This window comes from Cellvibrio sp. pealriver, assembly GCF_001183545.1.
Classification (GTDB): Bacteria; Pseudomonadota; Gammaproteobacteria; order Pseudomonadales; family Cellvibrionaceae; genus Cellvibrio.
The window spans coordinates 3,329,849-3,348,735 of record NZ_KQ236688.1; the positions used below are offsets into that span (position 1 = coordinate 3,329,849).

Genomic DNA, 18,887 nt, shown 5'->3' on the forward strand with positions numbered 1-18,887 from the left:
TCACAAGCGCTTATGAAACGATTTTTAACACCGCCACAGAGTTGGTCTGGCTGCTTACTTTTTTTATTGGTTTGCACCCATTTGATTTACCACTGGACAACCGCAGGCATTCAATGGATTAACTACAGCCTGTGGATAGCAACACATCTAGGCAATCTGCTGATCGCAATACTGATCGGAACGCATCTACAACAACAGCTTAACCCGCAACGAAGCAACGCATTATTACTGCAAATACTGATCATTTATCTCTTACTTCAACTAATTAACTATCCACTTCAAAACCCGATTCTTGACCATGCGCAGGCATTTTTCTGGTTGGAACCACAAGGCGCAGGGCTATTCGCTGGTGCTGCATTAATGTCACTAAGTGGAATTATTATTTTCCACCATTTCCAGTTAAAAAGCCTAATGCACTGGCGATCCTTATTGTTGCCTGTATTTTTGCTGGTATTGATGATTGCGTTAGCTACTCGCCATAATTCTTTTTATCTTGTCGGTCTTTCTATTACTATAACTGCCGGATATTTTCTCCTCGATAAAAAAATACCATGGCATTCATTTATTTCCGGCGTATTCAGTACACCCACATCCTGGTTTTATATCAGTTTGATTTTTACATCCATAATCATCCACTGGTCTCCGCCTTTTTTTGCAGACACCCGTCTTTTAGTAAAGTATTTGTTTTGCATCTTGATAGGCGCTTTGATCGTATTGCTGTCAGCAACGCATTCGGCTACCACATTGTGGGCCTGGATAAGCGGATGGCTTGATTGGATTAGCGGCACACAAAACCAAAACAATAATGCACATGAAATTGCTTCCCTCAACTCTGCTTTAGGCGATGCTCCCCTGTGGAAGCGTTTGAACCAATCACGGAGCATTAGCACTCTGCTTGCTCTATCACTTGCCGCATTGCGTATCCTGCTCATCACAACGCTGACTTTTTTGATTATTGAATTACCGCTCCGGTATTGGTCGATTCAAGCCGCTTTGTATTGGGTACATGATTCAATTTTTTTCGCCGCAATAGCTTATGGCGCTATCTTTTTAATTTATTGTAGCTTGCGCACTTTTTTAAGTTGGCACGCAGCAACAATCATGTTGTTTATTTTGGCAGGACTTTTTTCGGTCACCAGCGAAATAAAAACGCGATACCTTGGCGTTCCTCTGGTGCCCAGCGATTTAAACCTGATTAATCAAGCCCTGGATTCATTAGTCTTTATTGTCGGAACAGCAAAAGCGTTTTTGATATTTTCTGCACTTTTTATCCTGCTGTCTGTATTTTCTTTAGGTGTCTGGCGCTTCGCAAAACGACTTGCCAACAGAAATCCATGGATTGGTATGCGCGGGGCACTTTCTTTGTTGGCTATTTTTTGGTTATTACAACCAGGAAATTGGTCTCTGGATGAAAAAGTCCCCAATGCATGGGAAAGTGGTGACAGTGCAGGCCTGTATAAAAAAATTGGTTTTGTTACCGGATTTTTATTCCGCTATCAGCAGTTTTACATACGTCCACCACAAGGCTTTTCCAAACAATCCATTACAGCCCTGGCAACACAAATAAATATCGACCTGCAAGATATTCACGTACAACCTCAGCAGATTACACATCAACCCCGGCCTCATATTATTGCGATTCAATCAGAAGCATTTTGGGATCCAGGCTTATTGCACAGCGAGTTATTTCCTCATGGATCGCCCGGAAATTTATCGACCATTTGTAAACACTACACTGGATATTGCCAAACAGGCTATGTGGAAGTTCCGGTCTTTGGTGGCAGTACTGCGAATAGTGAGTTTGAATTTCTCACCGGTTTATCCATGAGATTGTTACCGCACGCGACAGTACCGTTTGTTCATTACGTTCAGAAACCGATTCCCAGTATTGGCTGGCGATTACAGCAAGCCAATTACCACACGCTGGGGATTCATCCCAATGGCGGTTGGTTTTGGAACCGTGATAAAGCCTACCCATCACTTGGTTTCCAGGAATTTTTGGATATCAGCGCCTTCGATGATGCAGAAAAAAATCAACTGTATGTAACAGATCGCGCCATAAACAATGTGGTTTATGATCGGATTGAGCAGGCACAACAACCGCAATTTATTTTTGCCGTCACTATGGCCAACCACGCGCCGTTTACTGACCAGCGTTATTCGTCGTTGCGCGATGTCGCGATTGATTGGGAACAGTTGCCAATGCTAACGGAAGAAGAGCAACAGGCTATCAAAACCTACTCTATCGGTGTGCGCGAATCACGTCTGGCACTGGAAGAACTCATCCATACTTATAGCGAAGAAAATGCGCCGCCAGTCATTATTGTGTTTTACGGTGATCACTTGCCTATTCTTGGAGAAAATTATTCTATCTATCACAAGGCGGGTTTTAAAACAGAAACTATGCACGATCAATTTCAGGAGTTTTTTTCAACTCCTTATCTTGTATGGAGCAACCAACCTCTGTCCACGCCACTGGCCAGCTCAATGACAGTTTCATTATTGGGTCAAGAAGTCATAACTCTGGCAGGATTGAACCCAAGCGGTTTGCAACAAGTGGTTAGCCAGTTACAAGACTCGCGCTTTTTACGCAGACCAACGCGCGCACAGGTTTTATCAAATGAACAACAGGTGCCTTTGACCGAACAACAAAAAATAGCGCGACAGCTCTACAAACACGCTAATTTCGATGCACTGTTCGATCAGTCCACGCCGGCATTTTTTGGTTTGATGCCACCTGCCACCATAAAGCCGGTGGCAGATGCGAATCCATAAGTGCAGAACAGATTTTTGATGAAGGTTTATCCGAGGGCTACTTGGATAATGAATCTCTTACCTCGTAATAGGTCTGCTCGGATATTTTCTGGTAGGCAGCCGAATCACGCATAAAATGCTTATAGGATTCATAAACCTTTTTAAATTGCGGATCTTTCGCGGCTTGCTGTTCATACACCTGCTGCGAAATTTCATAAAAGCGCTTTAACACTTCATCTGGCAATTTGCGAATTTGCACACCTTGTTTATCAACCAATTCTTTTAGCGCGCGGCTATTGTGTGCGGTGTAACTGTCAAACATATCCTGACTCATCGCACGCGCGGCATAAGTCACAATAGCTTGCAAATCTTTAGGTAAACTCTCAAACGCGGTTTTGTTGATGATCAACTCCATTGACGGCCCCGGCTCGTGCCAACCCGGGTAATAGTAATATTTAGCGATCTGCTGAAAACCAAACGCCAAATCATTTTCCGGCCCGACCCATTCAGCGGCATCGATCACACCGGTTTGCAGCGCTGTATAAAGTTCACCGCCGGGAATATTGACTGAAGTGCCGCCAGCAAGATTAAACACCTCGCCCGCCAAACCGGGGATGCGCATTTTTAATCCGCGTAAATCGTTCACTGAATTTATTTCGCGGTTAAACCACCCCGCCATTTGCACACCGGTATTACCCGCCGGAAAGGGAATCAAATTAAACGGTGCATAAATTTCTCGCCACAATTCCAAACCGCCGCCGTGATTAATCCAGCCATACAATTCCTGCGCGTTCATACCAAACGGCACAGAGGTAAAAAACTGCGCCGCTGGTACCTTGCCACGCCAAAAATAACTACCTGAGTGCCCCATCTCCACACTGCCTGCAGACACAGCATCAAACACCCCCATCGCAGGCACCAATTCATTTGCGCCGTACACATGGATTTGTAAACGCCCGCCCGACATTTCATTAATTACACGCGCAACATTCTCCGCGCCCACGCCAAGGCCAGGCGTATTTTTCGGCCAGGAAGTCACCATTTTCCAGTGATAGGTTTGTGTAGAAACGGCTGACGAATGTTGCTCACTCGCCACGGTTTGTATCGCCGCTTTTTTTGGTTTGGATTTCTCCAACACCAAGGCCGCAAATGTCGCCGCAAACGCCGCGATCAACACAACGATAACCAGCGGGTACCAATTAATAGATTTATTGTTCATAGTGTTATTTTTCGTTTAGCAAAGAGGTTTTTGTTTCTATTATTTTCCACAATGCTTCAGCTTGAATAATGCATTCATTCACTGCAGCATCCGTTACCAAATCACCGGAATAATCCGCAACATTTCGCTGCTTACGCAAAGCGTCCAAAATAATTATCTGAGTGTGAGAGATGTTCAGCGTCTTTGGTAAAGTCTGGATCATGGTTTGATGATGGCCCGGTTTACTGGTCAAGGTGCGATAACCTCGGCTTTGAAGAGCCGCATTGGCAATTTGCATTATTGATTTATAAGCCACATCGAACCGGTTTTCATTACTCAGTTGGATCAACTTTGCATCCTGCAAATTACGTTGTGCTGCTTCCAGCAACCGACGAATTGTTAACGGGTCTGGTGCTATTACTTCCAGGCTCATCCCTACCAAATTGTCCAATGTCATGCATGTCTCCTGACTAGATTCCTTGTTCCAATAATTTCAATAACCGGTTTTTCAAACAACTCCCGAATGAACACCGAATTCTCACTGAGTGCCTTACTCCACTCATCGGGAGAATAAAGCTTGGGATTTATTTCCCGCCCTAATAAGGACTGGCAGGGGTAGATTGCACTGACCAGTTCACTAAAACCCAGACTTCCAACCACCAGTAAATCAATATCGCTGTGCAGCCCCGCCTTACCACTGGCAACAGAACCAAATACCCAAGCCAGCTCAATCTGCCCCGCTAAAGGCAACAAAGCCTGCGCCAGCACATCCGCCAGCCCAGAGGTTTTGCGCACTATACTGGCCAGCTCTTCAAATACCAACGACTGCCGGTTAGCCCGGTAGCTGACCTGATTTCCTTGGGTCATCTTTTCCAGAATCCCTACCTCTGCCAAACGGCTCAGCTCCTTATGCAAGGTGCCCGGCTGGGTTTGTGTAAGACGCGCTATCTCGCGCACATGGTAAGCCTGCTCAGGCTGCATCAACAGCAACCCCAACACACGGCGGCGATAGTCACTAAAAAGAAGTTCGGCAATAGGGGAGGCCATATAAGCGCCCTCAAGACTCAGGTGTAGCCTATTTTGCTACATTTGTAGCTTTTTTGGCTACACCCAAGCTTCTGGATCACAACCCCTGCAATTTCGCGTACTGCATTACCAAGCGTTTGGTGCCGATTTTTTCGAATTTGACTTGTACGACGGCGTTGGGGCCTTTGCCTTCGAATTGCAAAATAACGCCTTCACCGAAGATCGCGTGGGTGACGCGTTGGCCGAGTTTGAAGCCGGTGTCTTCGCCGCTGTCGCTCAGGTTTTCGCGCTGGTTTTCACGTAAGGAAGTGCGCTGGAAGCTGACCGGGCGAGTGACGGCGGTTTTTAAACGGACTTCTTCAATGCACGCCGGTGGAATTTCTTTGACGAAGCGCGATACGGCATTGAAGGTTTCATTGCCGTATAAACGACGGGTTTCGGCGTAGCTGATAAATAATTTTTGCATGGCGCGGGTGATACCCACGTAGCAGAGGCGGCGCTCTTCTTCCAAACGATCCGGGTCATCGGCCGACATTTTGTGCGGGAATAACCCCTCTTCCACGCCAGCAAGAAACACTAGCGGGAATTCCAAACCTTTGGCTGAGTGCAACGTCATTAATTGCACGGCTTCTTCAAATTCATCGGCTTGGGTTTCACCGGCATCGAGTGCGGCGGTATCCAGAAATTGTTGCAGCGGGGTGATGTCATCGTTGTTTTCATCAACATCAAATGCGCGGCAGGCGGTGATTAATTCCTGCAAGTTTTCACCGCGCGCCTGGCCTTTCTCGCCTTTTTCATTTTGATGAAATACCAGCAAGCCGGTGTCTTCAATTACCATGCGCGCAATTTCATCGAGCGCGGGCAACTCGCCGTGGTCGTCAAATGCGTGAGCATCGTTCGCAAGTTTGATAATCAAATTTAAAAAGGTTTGTACTGCATTACCGGCGCGCGCCGCAAACACTTTGTGCGCGAGCATTTGCTCTGTCGCAGCCCAGAGTGAACAGCCCTGATCGCGCGCAAACAGGCGGATGTCGTCTACGGTTTTGCCGCCAATGCCGCGTGTAGGTGTGTTGATAACGCGTTCAAAGGCAGCATCGTCATGGCGATTGCTGATGAGGCGCATGTACGCAATCGCATTTTTAATTTCGAGGCGATCATAGAAACGCAAACCGCCATAAATGCGATAGGGAATTGCCTCGCGCAAGAGCGCTTCTTCCAGCACCCGCGACTGGGCGTTGGAGCGATATAAAATTGCTACCGAATCGCGTTTGTTGCCTTGCTTTAACCAGCTTTGGATGCGCTCCACAATAAAGCGCGCTTCATCTTGTTCGTTGTAGGCGGCGTAGAGCGAAATGGGTTCGCCTTTATCACCTTCGGTCCACAATTCTTTGCCCAAACGACCAGCGTTGTGTTTGATCACCGCGTTGGCGGCTTGCAAAATATTGCCGGTAGAGCGGTAATTTTGTTCGAGGCGATAGACTTGTGTGCCCGCAAAATCTTGCGAGAAGCGTTGGATGTTTTCAATTTTTGCGCCGCGCCAACCGTAAATGGATTGATCGTCATCGCCCACTGCGGTTACGCACGAGGTTTTACCGGCAAGCACACGCAACCACGCGTATTGCACAGCGTTGGTATCCTGAAATTCGTCAACCAACATAAACGGAAAACGGTTGCGATAGTGTTCGAGTATGTGCGGTTTATTGAGCCACAGCTCGTGGGCGCGCAATAAAATTTCAGCGAAGTCCACCATGCCACCGCGTTGGCAATCTTCTTCATAGGCGCGATAAATTTGCAGCATGGTGCGCACGAATGGATCGCCGGTTTCCTGAATATGTTGCGGGCGGCGGCCTTCGTCTTTTTGTTCGTTGATGTACCACTGCGCCTGTTTGTGCGGCCATTTGTTTTCATCGATATTGAGCGCCTGATACACGCGCTTGATCAGCCGCAGTTGATCATCGCTGTCGAGAATCTGGAAATTTTGCGGCAAGTTGGCATCTTGCCAGTGGGCTTTTAGCAGGCGGTGCGCAAGTCCGTGGAAAGTGCCGACCCACATCGCACGACTGTTGATGTGGTGATGGCCTCCGCCAGTCGGCAGCGTGTTATGGAAAAGCTCATCCAATCGGCTGCGCATTTCGCGCGCAGCCTTGTTGGTAAATGTCACCGCCATAATGGAATAGGGCGATACCTGCTCCACCTGAATCAGCCAGGCGATGCGATGCACTAGCACGCGCGTCTTGCCACTACCCGCCCCCGCGAGGATCAGCTGGTTAGTGGCCGGTGCAGAAACGGCCTCGCGTTGGGCATCGTTGAGAGAATCTAAGAGCAGGGAAACATCCATAACCAGCGCCAGTCAAAATAAAGGATCTGGCGATTTTACTGGCTAGATATACATATGGCCATCATTGTTTTTAGCGATGGCTGGCGACAGTTATAGGGTGTTAGAAAAAGCTACTTGGTGTTAAACGCCCGCGCCTTGATCAGCGATACCATCAGTAGCGCACAGATAAAACCAATCAGAGGTACCGAACCGGGGATATCGCTCGTGGCGTTCTGGTTTACCTGAAAATCGCTGGGCTGGGCGGCAACCGGTGCCCGAACAGGCACCTCGGTTACGCCATAAGTACTATTCCCACGTGACAAACTACCCGCCGCCAAACAATCCTCATTAGAGAAAACCACTTGCGACTGGGTGCAATCCAACAGTGCTGCATTGGCCGATACAGCGGCCATCAATGCAACCAGTGTGAACACTATTGTGAGATTTGCCCTGTAAGAATAGTGAGCCATGTTGTTCTCCTCCCGCTGTCAGGCTGCAAGGGTATCTGAGACTCTAGCAGCAAAACTTCGTGATTCAAGTCACGCTTTTTCGGTTGATACTGACCTTATTTTGGGCAAAAAAGCGTGTTTAAACGACAAGCCTTTGATTTCACTGGGGCTCGCAAATGTGAAAAAAAACGAATCTAGCGATGGGTTATAAGCAGCGTTTTAGAAGGGAAAAAATGATCCAGGAATTTCCTGTTTTCGCAGCAGTGCAGCGACATCCATGCTCAAGGCGACACCGGCATGCACCAGAACGCCACCCCAAATAGAACGGGATTGCAGGGCGAGGATACCCAGAAACAAGCCAAACAAAATGGCACCGGTTGCCTCCAGTGGCAACTTGGGCAAATGGATCATCATGTAGGGAACACACATCACCCAAATCGCGTTTGCGCCCATGGCCGGACGCAGGGCATTGAGCATAAAACCGCGAAAGAAAAATTCGAGAAACACAAACTGGCTCATGTAGAGCATCTCCCACAACAAGAAATCCAGCCAGCTGCGCCCTGCATGGTCGTAAAAAGGATAATGGTTGACGAAATCCTCACCAAAACTCACCAGCACCACAAACACCAGAATCGGGCTGAGAAGCAACAGATAACCGCGCCAGTGTTCGCCGACCTGGTTCCAACGCCAGCCAAAATCGCGCATGCGCTGTTTGAAACCGATACGGATCACCAACCACGGCAGGATGATAAACGTGAGCAGATGGCAAGCGGTCCACCAGAGATAACCGCACAGCTCCAACCAGCCGCTGGCTTGCAATGCATCCAGATAGCGATGGCCATCGCCCAGCCACACCAACAGTGCATGGAGATGGGTGGAAAACTTGGCGTAGTGCAGCACCAGCAAACTGACCGATACACAGGCCAACACCCAAACCACCCGCCGCAATGCAGCGGGGCGATCCAGAGTGTACGACGGTGCGGCTGCATCTATGTCATCGAGCGCGCGCAAAATCTGGCGCGGATGCAGTTGCGCTACCAGCACGGCGACAGGATTCATGCTCCGCGCGTCCCGGTCATTTCTTTTTAGCCGCTTCACGCGCGGCAACCTGCGCACGCTCATAGCTGTCGATAAAGCGGAAAATAATATCGCGCGCGAGGCGGGTTTCCGAATTGCTCAGGAACACCATGCCGATTTGCAGATCGCGGTTGAACACCATCTCGGTGCGGAAGCCTTTTACGTGGCCGCCGTGATGGACAAAATTCTTGTAGCGGCCGTAATCAAACACGCGCCAGCCAAGACCATAAGCAGTATTTCCCACGGCTTTACGCACACCGTAATAATTCTGCGCCGGAGTATTTTTGGTCACACGCGCTTGGATGGGGTTGAGTATCGACAGCGGCAGTGCATCCTGCCGCTTGCCCATTTGCCCGAGCAAAAAGCGCGACATATCGACAATACTGGCATTCACCCCCGCCGCCGGCGCAACGCGATACCAATTGCCGGTCACTGAGGTGGGAATCCAGCGGCTGCCGTTATTGATGTGGGGCGATGCACGGTTAGGCGAGGCATTGTAATTGGCCAATCCATAGGAGGCGGTGGTCATCCCGAGCGGATCAAATACATGTTGGCCGACATACTTTTCAAAGCTGACGCCGGATTTCTTTTTGATCATATCGCCCGCAAGGCTGTAACTGACATTCTGGTAGGCGAAGCATTTGCCCGGCGGGCAGACGAAATTCACGTAGCGCAAGCGCCGCACGGCATCGGCGTAACTCATATTCTCGTCGATAAAGTGGGTATAGGTATGGCGCGGCAAACCCGATGCCTGAGACAACACATGGCGTAACGTTAGCTGCTTGCCATAGCGCGCATTTTTAAACGCGACATCCGGCAACACCGAGGTGACCGTGGTATCCCAGGTGATTTTGCCCTCATTGACCAGCGCACTGGCGGCGGTGGCAGCAAAGGGTTTGGAGAGAGAGGCAAGGCGGAAAACGGTATCCGGCGTGACCTTTTCACGCGTACCTGCGCGGCGCACACCATAGCCCTGCAAGGATTTTATTTGCCCGCCCGACACCACCACTATGGCCACACCCGGCACAAAAGGCGCGACTTTCTTGGCGACATAATCTTCAAATTCAGCGATAAAGGCCTCGGGGTGCCCGGCTGGATAGCGCGGCGCTTTGATCGGTGCAGTAGTAATGATGGGAATGGTACGTGCCGGTTCCGCCGGTTCTGCTACAGCGGGCTTTGGTTTAGCCGCTTCCGCTTTGGGTGCAGGTTTGGCCGCCGCGGAGGTTTGCGTTTTGGCCGTAGCAGCCGCTTGGGTTTTTACCGGCTGGGCCGCCGGTTTGGCAGAGACAGAGCTGGCCGCCAGAGAAGCAACGGGGGTCGCCGTGGCAATGGCAAGCGAGCTGGCTAGCGAACTGTCAGACAATGACACCACAGGGGCGGTCGCTTGCGCCGGTGATGACGATGCTGCAACTGTTTGGGTAAACGCCGTGGTTTGCAGCGTCTGGATAGGGGCGGTCGCCACCGAAGACCCAGCACTGCTGGCACTGGACTTTAGTTGAAAGGGCAGTGCGATAGGCACAGTCACGCGCTTTTCGCCCGATGCCTGTGCGCCTTGCAATCCACATAACAAGATCAGGGCAAGACAGGTGGCCTTGCGCACCAGAAAACAGGATTTACTACTTATTGTTGATCGCATAAACGGGCAGATAACTCGTTAAAGGCCATTACGGCAGATGGCCATCAAAATGGCGTCTAAAAATACGGCGCTGAATACACAAACGCCACGGGTGAGGCTGCCCGGAACGACTCCGGAGCAACTCCAACCGTGGCGTGGCCTTTCCCTATCCGCCCTTTTTACAGGGTTTTAATATATTCCACCAAATCCCAACGCTCATCGTCGGTCAGCGGTTTCTGTTGCTGGCCATTGACCGCCGGAGCATGCACAGTGCCGTATTCATGGCCACTGTTGAAATCGCCCAGCTTGTCCGCCTTGAACGTGAAAGCCTCATAACCCTCAGTGCGCAACCCGACTTTACGTGGGTCAAACTCGCGGCTACCAACCTCGAATTGCATTGGACGATAAAGCCCATCATCAGGATCACCGGCGCGTTTCACCGGCAATAACAAATCATAGATGCTGGGTACCGAACCATTGTGCAAGTAAGGGGCTGTCGCCCAGATGCCATTGAGTGAACGCGCTTTGTAGGATAGCAGCGATTTATAAGGCTCAGCGGTGGTGTCAGGGTCGTAATTGCCGGATTTTACACTGGCTTTGATTTTATTATCAAAGAAGGATTTCGCCATCATATACAGCCAATCCAGTGTGCGGCGCGGCCACCATTTATCCGGATCAGGCTCGGTCGCCACCTCGCCCATAGTCGCTGCCGTAAGGATCTGCACCACCGGCGCACGGTCTTTGATGACAAGAGCACCAACGCTTTCCGTCTGGTAGGTGTTTTTGAAATTGCCCGAATAGCCGGTGTAATTGACGCTGTTTTGCGCCATGGCCGGGTCAGTTCCCACCGCCTTCAGGCTCGACATATTGGCCACAACGATGCGGTCGCGGTCGGTGCGGTCAATCACCTCATGACAGGATTCGCAGTACTCGGCATACAAACGGCGGCCGCGGCGCACCTTGTCTTTATCGATTTTCCACTCCGGCAACTCACCGAAAATCGCCTTGGCGTGATCCTGTTCCAGGCTCTCTTTGGTGAGCGTCGGCCAGACGGGCGAAGTCAGGCTCGCCAGATGGGATTCCAGACGCGAGAGATTTACCAGATCGATGGATGACGTGAATTCTATCTGGTAGCTCTTGCTGCTTTGGCCAGTCAGCCAGGACGACAAGCGCCAGCCGCGTTTGTGCGCCTCCCAATCGAGTATGCCAAATACGCCAATGACCTCACCGGTATTGCGCCCCAGCGGGCCTACCCCGGCATTGTTGGCCAAGCCATTCCACTGCACATAATCCGATTGCACGATATCCCACAAGAAGGGGTAGCTCACCGGTGCGTTGGGTTCATTGAAAATCTGCTGCTTGATGCGGTTCATGTCCGCCATGCCCAGCGCCGGATAGCCCTCTTTGTCAGACATCAAACGGTCGATAATTTTGGCAAACTGTAAGTCGCCGATAATGGTTTCGCTGATGCCCTCAAGCACTTTATCGACCTGCGCTTTGGTCAGCAGATCGCTGTCACTGTCGCTATCGGATTTGGTCATTCCCAGCAGTACATCGCGCAGTTGTTTACGGCTGATAACATGCTCAAGCACCCGGTTATAAATGCGCCCGAACGCATCCAGGCGCGCGTAGCCATATTCCACACTGGATAGGTTGATGTTGTTATATAAGCGGATCTTGCGCGCCCAGCGTTTGAGGTCAGCTTGCACATCCTCGGCATTGGCATAACTGTTATTCAGCTCCAGCACCTTGGATACAAAACGCTGGTTTTTCTCGCCGTTGGTCATGGCGACATCCAAACTATGCTGCAAGTCCGTCAGGAAGCCCACCATATCCGCCATGGCCGGGCCGCCGTCGATACGGATCGCTTTATTTTGATAATTGACCTGGCCGGTATGGCAGGCAGCACAGGTAAAGCCGACGTAATCCTTACCTTTATAAGACTCTTTCACGAAACCGACGGGCAGCCCATCGGGGTTAAAAAAGGTAGGCTTCTGCGGCAGGTAACGATATTTATCGATCACACTGTTGGCGCGGAATAATTCAGTGGATGTCGCTTGTTCAAGCGCGATAAAAAAATCGTAGGGCATCAGTGCCGAGCCCTGGGTGGTGTTGTAGTACCAGAGGCTATCGTTCGCGCTCCAACCCTGATCGAGGTAAATCGGTGTGGAATAACTTTCACCAAAAGCGCCGTTCTCAATGGCAATCGCCCCGCGCTCCGGATCATCGTCCCAGCTTTGGTAAAGTTTGCCGATAGCCAATGCAATGCCCATAGGGATAGCAATGACAATCAGCAGCTTGATCAAGCGCCAAAAATTGCGCCGGGAAAACAGGTTGCCCAGGCTAAACGAATGTGAGCCCATAGGATTAACTCCTCTTTAATAATTTTCCTATTTGTTATGGATGAGGGTAAAGATAGCCCTCTGGTATACCGCCGCCAAAAAATAAAGGATTTACGCCAAAATAAACACTACAGCTTATTACTTCTCGCCTGCGGGGGTGCGGATCGGCGGCTTGCAACCGGAGCGCGCTCCGATTAGTGTAGCCACACATTTTTGCCCCCTGATTACTGTTTAACCACATTCGAGGAACATCCCATGAAAAAGACCGCTTTATTACTTGTTGCAATCACCAGCCTCACCAGTGCTTGTACCTGGGTTAAAGTCAGCGAACAAGGCAGCAGTGTTGCCGTTGCCAATGCCGCTAACGTGCGCAGCTGCGACAAAGTGCGCACCGTTAACGTAAAAGTAAAAGATAACTTCGTTGGTTCAATGAAGCGCGATCCAAACAAAGTAGCGACTGAATTGACCAACATGGCGCGCAATGAAGCCAGCCAATTCGGTGGCGATACCGTGGTACCGGTAACCTTGGTACAAGACGGCCGCCAAAGCTTTGATGTGTACAAGTGCAACTAAGTCTTTAGCGCGCCAACACGTTTGCCATTAGCCCGGTTTAACACAACCGGGCTCATTCAAACTCACGCCTCTCACTTCATACTCACCCTTCTCTCTTTACCTCCCCCACGCTCCATTCTTTGCACCCGTCCCGCCGCGGATCAAAAAACTTTGCTAGTGTTAGCAATAGCAATCTACTGTCTTATTTCTGTCACAAAATTGCCATAATCTGGCTGCACCACTTACGGGTTAATAATCGTGTCCACGAGGTACAAGGTGTCTAACGCCTATTTCAACCGCGAGCTTAGCCTGCTCGAATTCAACAAGCGCGTTCTCCATCAAGCCTATAACCGCAGTTTGCCGCTGCTGGAGCGCCTGCGCTTCCTGTGTATTTTTTCCACCAACCTGGACGAATTTTTTGAAGTGCGCGTTGGCGGTCTGGTAGAAATTCTGGAGCGCAATGCGCCGCCCACCCAGGGGCCGGATGGCATGACGCAAACGCAAACACTGAATGAAATTTCTTTGCGCGCGCACGAATTGGTCGCAGAGCAATACCGCATCCTCAACAACGAAGTCTTGCCCGCGATGCGTGAGCAAGGCATCCAGATTTTGCGCCGCGAAGATTGGACAGCCGAACAAATCCAATACCTGAAACACATTTTTTTATCCGATGTACTGCCCGTACTCAGCCCGATTGGGCTTGACCCGGCGCATCCATTCCCGCGCATCCTCAACAAAAGTTTGAATTTTATTGTGCGGCTCGACGGCAAAGATGCATTCGGCCGCAACTCCGGCCGCGCCATCGTACAAGTGCCGCGCTCACTGCCGCACATTATTGAATTGCCGGAAGCGCTCAGCAACAAAGGCCGCAATTTTGTTTTTATTTCTTCCATCATCCATTTTTTTATGGCCGAAATTTTCGTCGGCATGACGGTGGTAGAAAGTTACCAATTTCGCTTAACGCGTAACTCGGATATTTTTCTCGACGAAGAAGAGACCGACGATTTGTTGCGCGCGGTGCAAGGTGAACTGGCCTATCGCCAATATGGCGATGAAGTGCGTTTGGAAATTACCGATACCTGCCCGGCAGAGTTGGAGCAGTTTTTATTGCAGCGCTGCGAAATCAAAGAGCGCGATTTGTACCGTATTAATGGCCCGGTGAATTTGAACCGCTACAGCGATTTGTTTGATCTGGTCAAAGACCAACAGCACTATTTCATCCCCTTTGTGCAAGCAATGCCAAAATTGCCCAAGCGCACCAACTCCTATTTTGAAGTACTGCAAAAACAAGATATTTTGTTACACCACCCATTTGATTCATTTCAATGTGTTGTGGATTTTTTGCGTGAAGCCGCTGCCGACCCGAATGTATTGGCAATTAAACAAACCCTGTACCGCACTGGTTCCAATTCGCCAATTGTGGATGCATTGGTTGCCGCTGCAAAAGCAGGCAAAGAAGTCACGGCAATTGTCGAGCTGCGCGCACGTTTTGATGAAGAACAAAACGTGGCACTGGCCGAGCGTTTACAACGTTTTGGTATTCACGTGATTTACGGTGTAGTGGGTTTTAAAACCCACGCCAAAATGATTTTGGTTGCACGCCGCGAAAGCAGCAAGCTGCGTTATTACGTTCACCTGGGCACCGGAAACTATCATCCGCGCACCAGTAAAATTTATACCGACTACGGCTTGCTCACATCCGATAAAGATATTGGTGAAGATGTCTACCGCATCTTTTTGCAATTATCGAGCATGGGCAAAGCATCAAAAATGGAAGCGCTGCTGTACGCGCCTTTCACTTTGCATAAAGGTATGGTGAAACGCATCCGTACCGAAAAAGAACACGCAGAAAAAGGACTGCCAGCACGCATCATCGCCAAAATGAATTCGCTCTACGATGAAGAATTGGTGAATGAGCTTTACGCGGCATCGCAAGCCGGTGTGCAAATCGATTTAATTGTGCGCGGCGTTTGCCAATTGCGCCCGGGCGTTACAGGCATGTCAGAAAATATTCGTGTGCGTTCTATCATCGGTCGCTTTCTGGAACATCACCGCGTATTTTATTTTGAAAATAACGGCAACCCCGAATTATTTTGCTCCAGCGCCGACTGGATGCTGCGCAACATGTTCCATCGTGTAGAAACCTGCTTCCCTATCAAACACAAAAAAATCCGCGACCGGATTATTGAAGATATGGAGTTATACCTGCAGGACAACACCCACGCCTGGTTGCTACAAGAAGACGGCAGCTACCTGCCCACACAACCCAAAGACGGCGAAGATCCCATAGACGCACAAGCCATTTTGTTGGAGCGCTGGTCTGCGCATACGGCGTAAAAATCAATCGCGCCAAAAATCATTACGCAGAAGGTGAAAAATGTCAGCTTTATTCATTAAAACCTGCAGTTTGTTGGTTGGGCAGTAATGTCCAACCGTCCCGTAAAAACACAATCGTTATTTAACCCAGTTTGCCAGCCGGATGCCTGGAACGTTTTCAAATTGTTTTATGTTGTTCGTTACAACAACCAACCCTTTTGATCTGGCATGACCAGCGATCATTTCATCGTAGGGACCGATAGGGCGACCGATTTTTTTGAGTTCTGCCCTAAGCTGCCCAGTATGAACTGCGGCTTCATTGTCGTAGGGTAAGACTTCCAAACGCGCAGCAAAACCTTCTATATCACGCAAATTGCGCTCTACGGCGGCGGATGCCTCAGCGCCATAGATCAGCTCCATTAGCGTGACCGATGAAATACACATTTGGCCATCGTGCGCTTTAAATGCTTCTCTCACTTCACTGGGTTTGTTCTTGATCGTGTAAATAGCGATATTGGTGTCGAGCATGTATTTCAACATCAAAATGCCTCGCGCTCTTGATGATCAGGCTGCTCACGACTAGCCATGAAGTCATCAGAAACACCTTCACCGTCAAACCAACTATCCCAAGACTCGCCAGCAGGTGTGATGATCCGGGCGCGCCCCTGAATCACAATATCCACTTGTTTCACTGTATCCGGATAAGCAACCGGCTTTGGAAGCCGCAGAGCCTGACTCTTGTTACTCTTGAAAATACTTGCTCGTTCCATTTTTTACTCACCTTTAGTAGATACCTGCGGTATATCCCATTCTGAAATCGCTCATGGGATATGTCAACGGCATATCCCATGATTATTTTTTATCACCTTTGTATTTACTTTATCCAAATACGGTATTAAATTGATATCTAAATGATATCAACATCAATAACAAACCCATTGGAAACCCAAGTAAGGAGCAAGATCATGGTTCATGAAGTTGAAGCGCGTAGTGGTTCAGGCTACTTCCTGCTGGTCGTTTTGCTGGCACTGCAAGTGCTGACGGTAGCCGGGGTCGTGATGATACCTGGCACTATCAAAATTGTTGCCGGGTTGGCGGCGGTTATCGTGTTTATCTGCTGGTTCGGGTTTTATATGGTGCAGCCCAACCAAGGCAAAGTGTTGCAGCTGTTTGGCCAATACGCGGGCACTGACCGCAACAACGGGCTGCGTTGGGCTAACCCGTTGTACAGCAAAAAATCGGTGAGTTTGCGCGTGCGCAATTTTGAATCCGGCCGTTTGAAAGTGAACGATGCCAACGGCAACCCGATTGAAATTGCCGCGGTGATTGTGTGGAAAGTGGTGGACACTGCCGAAGCCGTATTTGAAGTGGATGATTACGAAAATTATGTGACCATCCAGAGCGAAGCCGCGCTGCGTAATTTGGCAACCAGTTACCCCTATGAACACAATGGTGAAGACGAGCAGTTGTCACTACGCAGTGATTCCAACGCGATTGCGCTGAAATTAAAAAATGAAGTGCAAGACCGTTTGCAAAAAGCCGGCGTGGATGTATTGGAAGCGCGCTTGAGCCACTTGGCCTACGCACCGGAAATTGCACAAGCAATGTTGCAACGCCAACAAGCGAGTGCTGTGCTCGCCGCGCGCAAAATTATTGTGCAAGGCGCAGTGGGTATGGTGGCCGATGCCTTGGAGCAATTAAAAGCGCAAGATGTTGTGGAATTGGACGGCGAACGCAAAGCGGCGATGGTGAGCAATTTATTAATTGTGCTCTGTGGCGACCAGCAAGCCAAACCCGTGATTAACACCGGAACACTCTACTCATAGGTGACTATTAACAGGTGATTCAGGTGAGTAAAAAATCCTTTCCACTGCGCATTAATGAACAAGTCATCGCCGCTATGCAGCGCTGGGCGGATGATGACTTGCGCAGTTTGAATGCCCAAATTGAATTTGTATTGCGCGATGCATTGGTAAAAAGCGGCCGCGTGAAATTGATCCAGAAAGTGGTCACTGATCTTGAGCCAACCGACAGTGGCCAATTTGATAACGACGAGACTAACGAAGAAGGAGACAAATAATGCGTTGGGAATACAAAACAATTACTTTTAAAAAACGCAGCTTTTTTTCCGGCGCGATTGATGCGGAAGCACTTACTCAACAGTTGGATGGCTTGGGGCGTGAGGGATGGGAATTAGTGAGTATTTGCCCCGGATCATTTTTTGGTGCGCCAGTGGGTGTGATCGCAGTATTAAAGCGGCAGAGATAATTTTCTCACTTCCACATCAATATCACTTGCTGCCAGATCGTCACTCCCGCTCGCGGGAGTCCATTTTTAAAACCTATGGATACCCGCAAGCGGGTATGACGAGTCCCAATATAGTAAGTTTCTCCTTTGAAACAGGACACGTAGTCGGGAGACTGGGAGTGATTCACACTATTTCTTCTCTCGCCTCATCCCTCAAGAAAACCCACTCCTTCGGTGAAGACGAACGTTCATCGTAGCGATAGCCGGCGGTATCAAACTGTTTCAGTTGCTCTACTTTTTTTAATTTATTTTGGATGATGTAGGCACTCATCATGCCACGCGCTTTTTTGGCAAAGAAGCTGATGATTTTGTACTGGCCGTTTTTGCAATCTTTAAAGACGGGGGTAATCACTTCTGCGTGCAATTTTTTGGTGTTCACTGCGCTCCAATATTCGGTTGAGGCGAGGTTGACCACTACACGTTCTTTTTGCGCATCCAATTCCTGATTAAGTTGATCGGTGATGATATCACCCCAAAACTGATACAAATTTTTACCGCGCGCGTTGGCAAAGCCGGTGCCCATTTCCAAACGGTAGGGTTGGATTAAATCGAGCGGGCGCAACAGTCCGTACAGGCCTGACAAAATGCGCAAATGTTGCTGCGCAAAAGTGAAATCGCTTTTTGAAAAATTTTCCGCTTCCATGCCGGTGTACACATCGCCTTTAAACGCGAGCACCGCTTGTTTGGCATTGCCCGGTGTAAAGGGTAATTGCCACTCCAAAAAACGCTGTGCATTTAATTCGCCGAGTTTTTCGCTGATCGACATCAACTTGGATACTTGCGGCGGTGTAAGCGCGCGCAAATCTTTAATCAACTCTTGCGAGTGATCCAAAAATTGCGGTTGCGTATGCACAGCGGTTTTTGCTGGCGTTTCAAAGTCCAGCGTTTTAGCGGGGGAGATTAGATGCAGCATAAATAAATCGGGTTACCAGCG

17 protein-coding genes are annotated in these 18,887 nt (G+C 49.5%); 6 read left to right on the forward strand and 11 right to left on the reverse strand.

Annotated elements, in window-relative coordinates:
• Window positions 1-12: 12 nt before the first annotated feature.
• The gene (locus VC28_RS14455; RefSeq protein ID WP_049631258.1) at window positions 13-2,775 is read left to right on the forward strand and encodes an LTA synthase family protein; all 2,763 of its coding nucleotides are present in this window, start codon (window positions 13-15) and stop codon (window positions 2,773-2,775) included.
• A gap of 37 nt (window positions 2,776-2,812) precedes the next feature.
• Here VC28_RS14455 and VC28_RS14460 read toward each other — a convergent pair whose 3' ends face one another.
• The 8 genes from VC28_RS14460 to VC28_RS14495 form a co-directional block, all read right to left on the reverse strand.
• On the reverse strand, window positions 2,813-3,973 hold the full coding sequence (locus tag VC28_RS14460; RefSeq protein ID WP_049631259.1) for a TRAP transporter substrate-binding protein: 1,161 nt from the start codon (window positions 3,971-3,973) through the stop codon (window positions 2,813-2,815).
• A 4-nt stretch (window positions 3,974-3,977) separates the two neighbouring features.
• Complete coding sequence (locus tag VC28_RS14465; protein WP_049631260.1) at window positions 3,978-4,409, reverse strand: hypothetical protein; 432 nt, start codon at window positions 4,407-4,409, stop codon at window positions 3,978-3,980.
• Window positions 4,406-4,999, reverse strand: a complete 594-nt coding sequence (locus VC28_RS14470) for a nucleotidyltransferase domain-containing protein (RefSeq protein WP_049631261.1) — start codon at window positions 4,997-4,999, stop codon at window positions 4,406-4,408. The genes VC28_RS14465 and VC28_RS14470 overlap by 4 nt, the downstream gene beginning before the upstream one ends.
• A 76-nt stretch (window positions 5,000-5,075) precedes the next feature.
• Entirely contained in the window at window positions 5,076-7,316 is a 2,241-nt protein-coding gene (gene uvrD, locus VC28_RS14475) for a DNA helicase II (RefSeq protein WP_049631262.1), read from the reverse strand.
• Window positions 7,317-7,426: 110 nt separating this feature from the next.
• Entirely contained in the window at window positions 7,427-7,765 is a 339-nt protein-coding gene (locus tag VC28_RS14480) for a hypothetical protein (protein ID WP_049631263.1), read from the reverse strand.
• Window positions 7,766-7,963: 198 nt separating this feature from the next.
• Window positions 7,964-8,803, reverse strand: coding sequence for a CPBP family intramembrane glutamic endopeptidase (locus tag VC28_RS14485; RefSeq protein ID WP_049631264.1), 840 nt, complete (start codon window positions 8,801-8,803; stop codon window positions 7,964-7,966).
• Between the two features lie 16 nt (window positions 8,804-8,819).
• Entirely contained in the window at window positions 8,820-10,457 is a 1,638-nt protein-coding gene (locus tag VC28_RS20000; RefSeq protein WP_082191555.1) for a serine hydrolase domain-containing protein, read from the reverse strand.
• Between the two features lie 158 nt (window positions 10,458-10,615).
• Window positions 10,616-12,799 carry a di-heme-cytochrome C peroxidase gene (locus tag VC28_RS14495; protein WP_049631265.1) on the reverse strand — a complete coding sequence of 728 codons (2,184 nt, stop codon included), beginning with the start codon at window positions 12,797-12,799 and terminating at the stop codon, window positions 10,616-10,618.
• A 234-nt stretch (window positions 12,800-13,033) separates the two neighbouring features.
• Between VC28_RS14495 and VC28_RS14500 the strand changes: the two genes are divergently transcribed.
• Both VC28_RS14500 and ppk1 read left to right on the forward strand, forming a co-directional pair.
• On the forward strand, window positions 13,034-13,351 hold the full coding sequence (locus VC28_RS14500; RefSeq protein ID WP_049631266.1) for a DUF4156 domain-containing protein: 318 nt from the start codon (window positions 13,034-13,036) through the stop codon (window positions 13,349-13,351).
• 255 nt (window positions 13,352-13,606) lie between these two features.
• Window positions 13,607-15,667, forward strand: coding sequence for a polyphosphate kinase 1 (ppk1, locus tag VC28_RS14505; protein ID WP_049631267.1), 2,061 nt, complete (start codon window positions 13,607-13,609; stop codon window positions 15,665-15,667).
• Between the two features lie 117 nt (window positions 15,668-15,784).
• Here the strand turns inward: ppk1 and vapC are convergent, their stop codons facing one another.
• Complete coding sequence (vapC, locus tag VC28_RS14510) at window positions 15,785-16,186, reverse strand: type II toxin-antitoxin system tRNA(fMet)-specific endonuclease VapC (RefSeq protein ID WP_049631268.1); 402 nt, start codon at window positions 16,184-16,186, stop codon at window positions 15,785-15,787.
• Window positions 16,186-16,416, reverse strand: a complete 231-nt coding sequence (gene vapB, locus VC28_RS14515) for a type II toxin-antitoxin system VapB family antitoxin (RefSeq protein WP_049631269.1) — start codon at window positions 16,414-16,416, stop codon at window positions 16,186-16,188. The genes vapC and vapB overlap by 1 nt, the downstream gene beginning before the upstream one ends.
• Window positions 16,417-16,611: 195 nt before the next feature.
• Between vapB and VC28_RS14520 the strand changes: the two genes are divergently transcribed.
• From VC28_RS14520 to VC28_RS14530, 3 genes are read left to right on the forward strand one after another with little or no spacing between them, the layout of a single operon-like run.
• Window positions 16,612-17,472: an SPFH domain-containing protein gene (locus VC28_RS14520; RefSeq protein ID WP_049631270.1), complete on the forward strand. Its 861-nt coding sequence runs from the start codon at window positions 16,612-16,614 to the stop codon at window positions 17,470-17,472.
• Window positions 17,473-17,495: 23 nt separating this feature from the next.
• The gene (locus tag VC28_RS14525; protein WP_197085537.1) at window positions 17,496-17,726 is read left to right on the forward strand and encodes a type II toxin-antitoxin system antitoxin; all 231 of its coding nucleotides are present in this window, start codon (window positions 17,496-17,498) and stop codon (window positions 17,724-17,726) included.
• Complete coding sequence (locus VC28_RS14530; protein ID WP_049631271.1) at window positions 17,726-17,914, forward strand: DUF4177 domain-containing protein; 189 nt, start codon at window positions 17,726-17,728, stop codon at window positions 17,912-17,914. The genes VC28_RS14525 and VC28_RS14530 overlap by 1 nt, the downstream gene beginning before the upstream one ends.
• Window positions 17,915-18,077: 163 nt before the next feature.
• Here VC28_RS14530 and yaaA read toward each other — a convergent pair whose 3' ends face one another.
• Complete coding sequence (gene yaaA, locus VC28_RS14535; protein ID WP_049631272.1) at window positions 18,078-18,866, reverse strand: peroxide stress protein YaaA; 789 nt, start codon at window positions 18,864-18,866, stop codon at window positions 18,078-18,080.
• Between the last annotated feature and the right edge of the window lie 21 nt (window positions 18,867-18,887).

Bases quoted from the DNA above. Each gene is read 5' to 3' on its own strand.
- VC28_RS14455 (WP_049631258.1), top strand. From the start codon at position 13: ATGAAACGATTTTTAACACCGCCACAGAGTTGGTCTGGCTGCTTACTT.
- VC28_RS14460 (WP_049631259.1), bottom strand. From the start codon at position 3,973: ATGAACAATAAATCTATTAATTGGTACCCGCTGGTTATCGTTGTGTTG.
- VC28_RS14465 (WP_049631260.1), bottom strand. From the start codon at position 4,409: ATGACATTGGACAATTTGGTAGGGATGAGCCTGGAAGTAATAGCACCA.
- VC28_RS14470 (WP_049631261.1), bottom strand. From the start codon at position 4,999: ATGGCCTCCCCTATTGCCGAACTTCTTTTTAGTGACTATCGCCGCCGT.
- uvrD (WP_049631262.1), bottom strand. From the start codon at position 7,316: ATGGATGTTTCCCTGCTCTTAGATTCTCTCAACGATGCCCAACGCGAG.
- VC28_RS14480 (WP_049631263.1), bottom strand. From the start codon at position 7,765: ATGGCTCACTATTCTTACAGGGCAAATCTCACAATAGTGTTCACACTG.
- VC28_RS14485 (WP_049631264.1), bottom strand. From the start codon at position 8,803: ATGAATCCTGTCGCCGTGCTGGTAGCGCAACTGCATCCGCGCCAGATT.
- VC28_RS20000 (WP_082191555.1), bottom strand. From the start codon at position 10,457: ATGCGATCAACAATAAGTAGTAAATCCTGTTTTCTGGTGCGCAAGGCC.
- VC28_RS14495 (WP_049631265.1), bottom strand. From the start codon at position 12,799: ATGGGCTCACATTCGTTTAGCCTGGGCAACCTGTTTTCCCGGCGCAAT.
- VC28_RS14500 (WP_049631266.1), top strand. From the start codon at position 13,034: ATGAAAAAGACCGCTTTATTACTTGTTGCAATCACCAGCCTCACCAGT.
- vapC (WP_049631268.1), bottom strand. From the start codon at position 16,186: ATGTTGAAATACATGCTCGACACCAATATCGCTATTTACACGATCAAG.
- vapB (WP_049631269.1), bottom strand. From the start codon at position 16,416: ATGGAACGAGCAAGTATTTTCAAGAGTAACAAGAGTCAGGCTCTGCGG.
- VC28_RS14520 (WP_049631270.1), top strand. From the start codon at position 16,612: ATGGTTCATGAAGTTGAAGCGCGTAGTGGTTCAGGCTACTTCCTGCTG.
- VC28_RS14530 (WP_049631271.1), top strand. From the start codon at position 17,726: ATGCGTTGGGAATACAAAACAATTACTTTTAAAAAACGCAGCTTTTTT.
- yaaA (WP_049631272.1), bottom strand. From the start codon at position 18,866: ATGCTGCATCTAATCTCCCCCGCTAAAACGCTGGACTTTGAAACGCCA.